Below are 6711 nucleotides of genomic sequence, written 5' to 3'. Positions count from 1 at the left end.
GTAGAAGAATGACTGTCGTGTCATTTTCTTTGTTTTTATTTAGTTGTTTTTATTGTACCATAAAGGGGATTAAATAATTTAATTTCAACTCCTTTTTTTGTAAACAAATAAAAAGGGAAATAACAGACCGCTATTTCCACAAACATTATAATAATTGTTTAACACATTCTAAGGTAAATAAAATATGTTAAAATTGTTTATGGAAACACAGTTCTTGTCAAAATTGCTTGTGTTTCCGTTTTTAATTGTCAATAGCAATTTACTTGCTAACAAATTTATTATATAGCAAATTAGAAAAATATACAAATTCTAAGTAGCAAAATAGGTATAAATTAGCAAAATTAATGGTATTAATCATTAAAAACATTTCCATAAATTAAATATTAATAATTTGTCCCATAATAATATGCATTTGTCCCAAAATTTGTTAAAAAATAAAGACACCTTAGTAAAATAAGGTGTCTTTATTTAAACCTAAATTAATTAAAGGTGATGTATTTTAAAATACATCGTGCTTAATATAACATAATTTAATTAATTTTTATTTCATTTAATGTAATTTTTTTGTTTAATTATATTAATTAAGTCAATAAATAAAATTGGTATTCAAGGTAATAAAATAAATATAGGACTTGCTAAGCAAGCAATACCAACATAATATAAACTTATATTTTTTGATATTGTTTCAAATAAGAAAAATATTACACTTATGAGTTCAAAAAAGAGAATAGCAACAAATAATTTTATTAATATTTTATCTAAAATAACACTAGCATTTTTTTTCATTACATTTATTCCTTTCTAATAACATAATTGTTATTTATTTAATTGTTGAATTAAGTCATCTAAACAAGTGGGGTCAACTTGTATTTTTTTATTAGACTTCTTGCATTACTTGTTAAAAAATTGCAAATATTTGTAAAAAAGATACTAATAGAAAAATATAATTTTAATTAATTATGTTTTTTATTTAAAAATTTAATATTTTTCCACAACGAAAAATTAATTTATTATTTAAATTATTTAATTTTAAATAAATATTTTATGTTAAATATAATAATTGTAAATTATAAATTGAGGCAATTAAATTAAATCTTAAACCAAATCTTTTTCTTCGATTACGATATTTTTCTGTAATAATTTTAAATTTTTTAAGAATAGCAAAAATATTTTCAATAATAATTCTCATTTTTGAAACTAGTCTATTATATTGCTTTTGTTCTTTGTTTAAAGGGTTTTTCTTTGTTTTCTTTGTAGGTATTAGAACATTATTGTGATTTTTTTGTATTCCTTGATAACCACTATCAACTATTAATTTGGTATTTTTTAAAATTGGGATTTTTGATTCTTTAAATAAAGCATAATCATGTTTTTTTCCGAGCGAAAAACTTGTTGCAATAATTTTTTTGGTTTCTTGTTCGATAATTACTTGTGTTTTGATCGTGTGTTTTTTCTTTTTACCAGAATAAGATTGTTTTTGTCTTTTTTTGGGCGTTGGATTGGAGTTTCGGTAGCATCAATAATAATAGTTTTATCATTAAAATAATCATTTATTAGTGCTTTTTTACCAGCAAGTTGTTGAAAATCAGAGTTTTTAATTAAAATATCTTCAATTCACTTAATATTACGATAACAATTAGCCTCACTAATATCAAAACTTTTACCAAGATGAAAATAAGTCTGATATTCTCGTCAATATAATAAAGTCATCAATAATCTATTTTCTAATGATAATTTATTAGTTTTACCACCTTTTTTAAATTTTTCTATTTCAGCAACTTTTAAAATATCTAACATTTTATTAAAAGTGGATTTTTTTATTCCTGTTAATCTTAACCATTCTCTATCATTAAGAGTATTAAATTTATTATTGTTCATATTTTTATGTCCTCATAAATTATATTTTATAATAATATTTTAATAAAAAAGGGTATCGCAAGAAGTCTATTGTTATCTGAAAAGATAATTTAACACCGAACTTTTGAGACACAGACCAAGGACAATATTTTTATAGTTGAGCAAATTTAAACGGTTATAATGAGAGCATTAAAAAACTTAATGCAACAGAACTAAACAAAATAATTAACGAAAGTAAAAACTGACAGCAACTAGCTAGTGATAGTCAATTTGCAACTGCTCTTGCTGATTGGTTTAAAACCAATGGTAAATTGTTATTAAAAGCACCGTTGACAAAAGAGCAAGTGATAGAGCAATTAAAGAAACAAATTCCAAGTGATATCAAAATTCCTGCAGTAAATACTAGCAATTATGATATAAACAAAGTTTCGTTTGTTTTAAACCAAAGTGAGTTTAAAACAAATAACAAAGTAAACATTACTGTTAAATACAATAATGCGACTTCAGAGCAATTTACTTTGCAAATCAAAGACAGCAATATACCTAATAAATTATCTAACATTGCGATTGCTGGTGTTGCCTTTGTTGTCCTTGGTAGTTGTTATTTGTATCAGTATTTAAATAAGAAGAAAAAAGCAAATAAAAAATAACTATGTTAGAATTTAAAAAAAGGAGAATAACAAAATGTATAAAAATATAAATAAATTATCAACAGTTTTTAAAAATAATCATACTTATTTAATTGGTACTTTTACATTGTTTTCATTATTTGGAATAGTGCTAATTTTATTAGGAGCAATTACAAAAAATATTAATTGAATGTGAGGCGGAGTTAGTGTTATCGTTATTGGTATAGCATTTGCTTTAACTTTAATTTCATTAGGTATCTTTGCAATTACAGCTGCAATTAAAAAAAGAAAACTAACAAAAGAAAAACAATAAAGAACTATGATACAATAGAATAAATTAAATAAACAAAGAAAAAGAATGGTCTGATACACCACTCTTATACACTTGCAAAATGTCAGTAAAACATTTAGCAGGTTTTAATTTAACTGAACCTTAGGGTTCTTAGTTAGATTATAACATTTATATAATTTTGTGTATAGGTAGAGTGATAAAAAGTTCATTCTACCTATTTTTTTTAATAACAAAAAAATGACCCTGATATCATCGTTGAAAAACCCAAAAGAATATGATTATATACATTTTGGAAAATATCAACGCTGATATAGGTTTAAAAAACGGTTAAAACCGCAGAAAGNAAACATAAATTATGGAAAATTTAATTAACCACGCAGAACAACTCAATTATCACTTTGTTGAGATAAATGGGTTGAACTATAAAGTTATTAATCAACTTGACAAGAATAAACATATTTCTAATTTTTACTTACCAAAAAAATATGTTCGCCAACACCCTACCTGCAAAGACAGTTATAAAGTCAAAATTTATGACAAATTTATTTGTGTACCAAAAATAATGTGTTTTATTGATAAAACTGGTAAATACTTTTTAGTTGGACTTGATATGTATTTTACTTACTGAATTTATAACACGCGAGATAATAATAAATATCGCTTGGCGGGTTATCAAGCGATTAAAGACACTGCAATTAAAGAATTGCATTATTTAACTGTGTCTGCTAGAAGATACGAAAAAGAACAAGCAACAAACCCATTTTTAAGTGGGCTAACATACCAACAAGCACGCGAACAAATTTGCGCTGAAAGCGACAAATTAAAAGCAGAATACCAAACTTATGTAAAAACTAAGTATTCTGCTAATAAAAATATTAAAAATGAAACAAGAGAAAATAATTCTCTTGTTGATGATTATAACACAGAATATAATTTACTTTATGAAGAAAAACGAAAAAAACAAAAAGAAGAAAAGGTTGACCTCACCCAGTTATTAGCGGAATTAGACAACTTAGACTAACTNCCCTACCGAGTTTATCTTTATAGCAACAAAGCATAAGAACTTGCATAAAACCAGAGTTNTAGCAAGACAAAGAATACGACACCAAGATATGGTCTTCATCATATCATTTTTGCTGTTTNNNAAANCACNNNTTTTTNNTNNCNNTTTNCTTCCAATANANNACCAAAATAAATATCATTACTATACCAAAACAACATATTTAATAAATTCTATATATTTTTTAAGTAAATTTAGTAGTAATTTTATTAAAAAATTCATAAATATAGTTTTTTACAGTATAATTATATTATAATAAATAGAAACTACATTTTTATAATAATTATCCCATTAATCGCAGCGTTTTTGCAAGCAAAGAATAGTTGACCCCGCTCTCCCTACGAGAGAGCGGGGTCAACTATTAACACTGCTCGTGTGGGTTTTATATTCACTTTTTTCTTTTAAGGGCATGGGCAAAAAGAAAAAAGTGAACNCAAAAAAGAAAAAACCCCACCCTGTTGGTAAGACAAAGGTGGTTGGTAAGGAGTTGATGGTATGACAGAGCAAATTAAAATTATGGATATGATTAATAAATGAGGATACTTAAATTTAGAACAAATCGCTTTGTTATTAAATAAAAATATTTATACAATTCAAACGCATTTAACAAGATTGATAAAAAAGAAATTAATTTCTGCTAATAAATTAACGCGGAAAAACATTTATGTTTTATCTAGTAGTGGTAATTATTATCTTGGTCGTAAGGCACATCAAATTAAAATTAATTTTAATGAACTCCCCCACCAAGATATGCTGATCAAATGACTTGTTGTACAAACCGATATTGTACATTATCAAACAGAGCGGGAGTTAAAAATGGAAAACGGCAATCTTAAAGGATACCCTGACCTACTAATTGAAACAACAGATAATAAAAATATCTTAATAGAATGTGAACGCACTCGCAAAGCAAAAACACGATATAAAGCGATTTTTGACAGTGTGGTTTCGTATCTAAAACAAGATTATGAATGTTGATGAATTGTTCCAAACCAAGCAATGGCAAAATTTATCAACGAACGCATTAAAGAAGATAACTGGCGAATTGAACAGCACAAAGTCATATTATTTAATTACATTGTTTAAATACATAAAATATTTATGTATCGGTGTGTATTGTTATTTATTAATGTGTATTAATATGTATCGGTGTGTATTGTTATTTATTAATGTGTATTAATATGTATCGGTGTGTATTAATTTATGATAAAATATAAAAAAGGAGATGGCAAAAATGAAAAAAATTACTTTTTGTAATAGCAAAGGTGGTGTTGGAAAAACAACATTAACCGTTAATGTTGCTCAAATATTATCTCAGGTTGGAAAAAAGGTATTGTTATTTGATTTTGACCCACAAGCAAATTTAACAAATACTTTGTTAGAAAATCCGATTGATACAAATGATATATCTAAATGAATTTTGGGTGCAGATAAAGATGACTTAATTTCAACGATTGTAGAAACTAGAATATCAAATATTTTTTTAGTACCTTCATATTCAAAAATGGTTTTAGAAACAAATAATATAGTTTTAAATCAACCAAATTCTGAATTTAGATTTAAAATGAATTTAGAAGAAATTGAAAATTTATTAATTAATAAATTTGATTATATATTTTTTGATACATATCCATCTATGAATACAATTTTATTAAATGTTTTATTAGCATCAGATGAAATAATTGTTCCGATTGAACCACATTCATATAGTTTTGAAGGTATTACAACTATGTTTAAACCTTATTTAGAAACAATAAATAATTCTAAAAAAATGGGAATGAATATAAAAAATAATATCAATTATTATGTTTTGAATAAAATTCAAAAAAACAAACTACATCAAAGTGTTTTTGAACTTATTTCTCAAAATGAAATAGGTAAGAAATTGTTAGATACACATATCCCTTTATCTGCTACTAAGCAAAAAGAAACAATGGTACTTAAATTCGCTGCAATAACTGAAAAAAACCCAATTTATAAATTAGTTATGGAATTAACTGATAAAGGAGTGATTTAATTATGAATAATAAATTACTTGCATCACTAAAAAATAAAATTGATAATACTGCTAGTCAAATACCAAAAGAAGAAAGTTTTAATGAAATAAAAGAAGAAATAATTTATTCTAAGATTAAAGATAAAAAAAAGATTGTTAGAAAAAATATTTCAATAACTTTAAAACAACAAAATATGATAGATGAAATGTCAGAAAACAATTATGAAATAAATTTATCGTCTATTGCTAGGCGTGAAATTGAAAAAATATATAATGAATATAAATTGAAAAAATAGTTAATGAATATAATATATGTCAGTTTCTGCTTTTTTAGAACAAATTATCGACAAATTATAAACTTATTTTATTTTTTAATGATATTATTTTAAATATGTAAAATAACAAAAAATATTAAAGGAGTAACAAATAACAATTATGAAAAAATTACTAAGTATTTTAGGAGCTGTTAGTTTAACTGCAACCGGAGCAAGCAGTGTCGTTGCTTGTGGTGGTGGGAAAGCAAAATCATTTAATAAATTAAATCCAGCAAAAGAAACAAAACCAGTTTCATCTCCAGTATCACCACTGGTACAATCAAAACAAAAAGTAGATATAAGTTTACTATCAAAAATAGATTCACCAGAAAAAATTATTGCGAAAGATATTAAAAAGGTTAGTAAAGATGAATATTTACCACTAATTAAAAATAAAATTTATGAAGCCATTAATAATTTTAATAAATCATTGATATGGAAAAATGATTTAACTATAGAATGAAATTTCATAGGTTGATTTGAGGGCGGACATTTAGATTTATCAACTCCCAAAACAGGAACTTTATGAATTACAGGAATTAATAATGCCACTGGTTTTACAA

Annotated in this window: 9 protein-coding genes; 7 read left to right on the top strand and 2 right to left on the bottom strand. The window is 24.7% G+C overall.

The features are described 5' to 3' along the window. Positions 1 to 534 precede the first annotated feature (534 nt). Together TS70_RS05530 and TS70_RS05525 are read right to left on the bottom strand one after the other, a co-directional pair. The gene (locus TS70_RS05530) at positions 535 to 786 is read right to left on the bottom strand and encodes a hypothetical protein (RefSeq protein ID WP_198049653.1); all 252 of its coding nucleotides are present in this window, start codon (positions 784 to 786) and stop codon (positions 535 to 537) included. Between the two features lie 256 nt (positions 787 to 1042). Next, positions 1043 to 1878 (bottom strand): IS5 family transposase gene (locus tag TS70_RS05525; protein ID WP_105628856.1). Its coding sequence is split into 2 segments (ribosomal slippage): positions 1043 to 1482 and positions 1482 to 1878, totalling 837 coding nucleotides; the frame shifts between segments, so codons are not numbered across the junction. A gap of 290 nt (positions 1879 to 2168) precedes the next feature. Here TS70_RS05525 and TS70_RS05520 point away from each other — a divergent pair. The 7 genes from TS70_RS05520 to TS70_RS07885 all read left to right on the top strand — a co-directional run. After that, positions 2169 to 2507, top strand: coding sequence for a hypothetical protein (locus TS70_RS05520; protein WP_198049652.1), 339 nt, complete (start codon positions 2169 to 2171; stop codon positions 2505 to 2507). 34 nt (positions 2508 to 2541) lie between these two features. Further along, on the top strand, positions 2542 to 2799 hold the full coding sequence (locus TS70_RS05515; protein ID WP_198049651.1) for a hypothetical protein: 258 nt from the start codon (positions 2542 to 2544) through the stop codon (positions 2797 to 2799). Positions 2800 to 3133: 334 nt separating this feature from the next. Next, entirely contained in the window at positions 3134 to 3799 is a 666-nt protein-coding gene (locus TS70_RS05510) for a hypothetical protein (protein ID WP_198049650.1), read from the top strand. A 534-nt stretch (positions 3800 to 4333) separates the two neighbouring features. Further along, on the top strand, positions 4334 to 4924 hold the full coding sequence (locus tag TS70_RS05505; RefSeq protein ID WP_127093304.1) for a BlaI/MecI/CopY family transcriptional regulator: 591 nt from the start codon (positions 4334 to 4336) through the stop codon (positions 4922 to 4924). A 148-nt stretch (positions 4925 to 5072) separates the two neighbouring features. Then, entirely contained in the window at positions 5073 to 5855 is a 783-nt protein-coding gene (locus TS70_RS05500) for a ParA family protein (RefSeq protein WP_198049649.1), read from the top strand. A gap of 2 nt (positions 5856 to 5857) precedes the next feature. Then, complete coding sequence (locus TS70_RS05495) at positions 5858 to 6130, top strand: hypothetical protein (RefSeq protein ID WP_127093301.1); 273 nt, start codon at positions 5858 to 5860, stop codon at positions 6128 to 6130. Positions 6131 to 6269: 139 nt separating this feature from the next. Next, a partial coding sequence (locus TS70_RS07885) for a lipoprotein (RefSeq protein WP_308699455.1) occupies positions 6270 to 6711 on the top strand: 442 nt, incomplete at its 3' end.

Origin of the sequence: Spiroplasma sp. hyd1, assembly GCF_016082235.1 — a bacterium.
Classification (GTDB): domain Bacteria; phylum Bacillota_I; class Bacilli_A; order Mycoplasmatales; family Mycoplasmataceae; genus Spiroplasma; species Spiroplasma poulsonii.
Note: the sequence above shows the minus strand (reverse complement) of the source record. Positions and strands in the feature narration are given on the sequence as shown.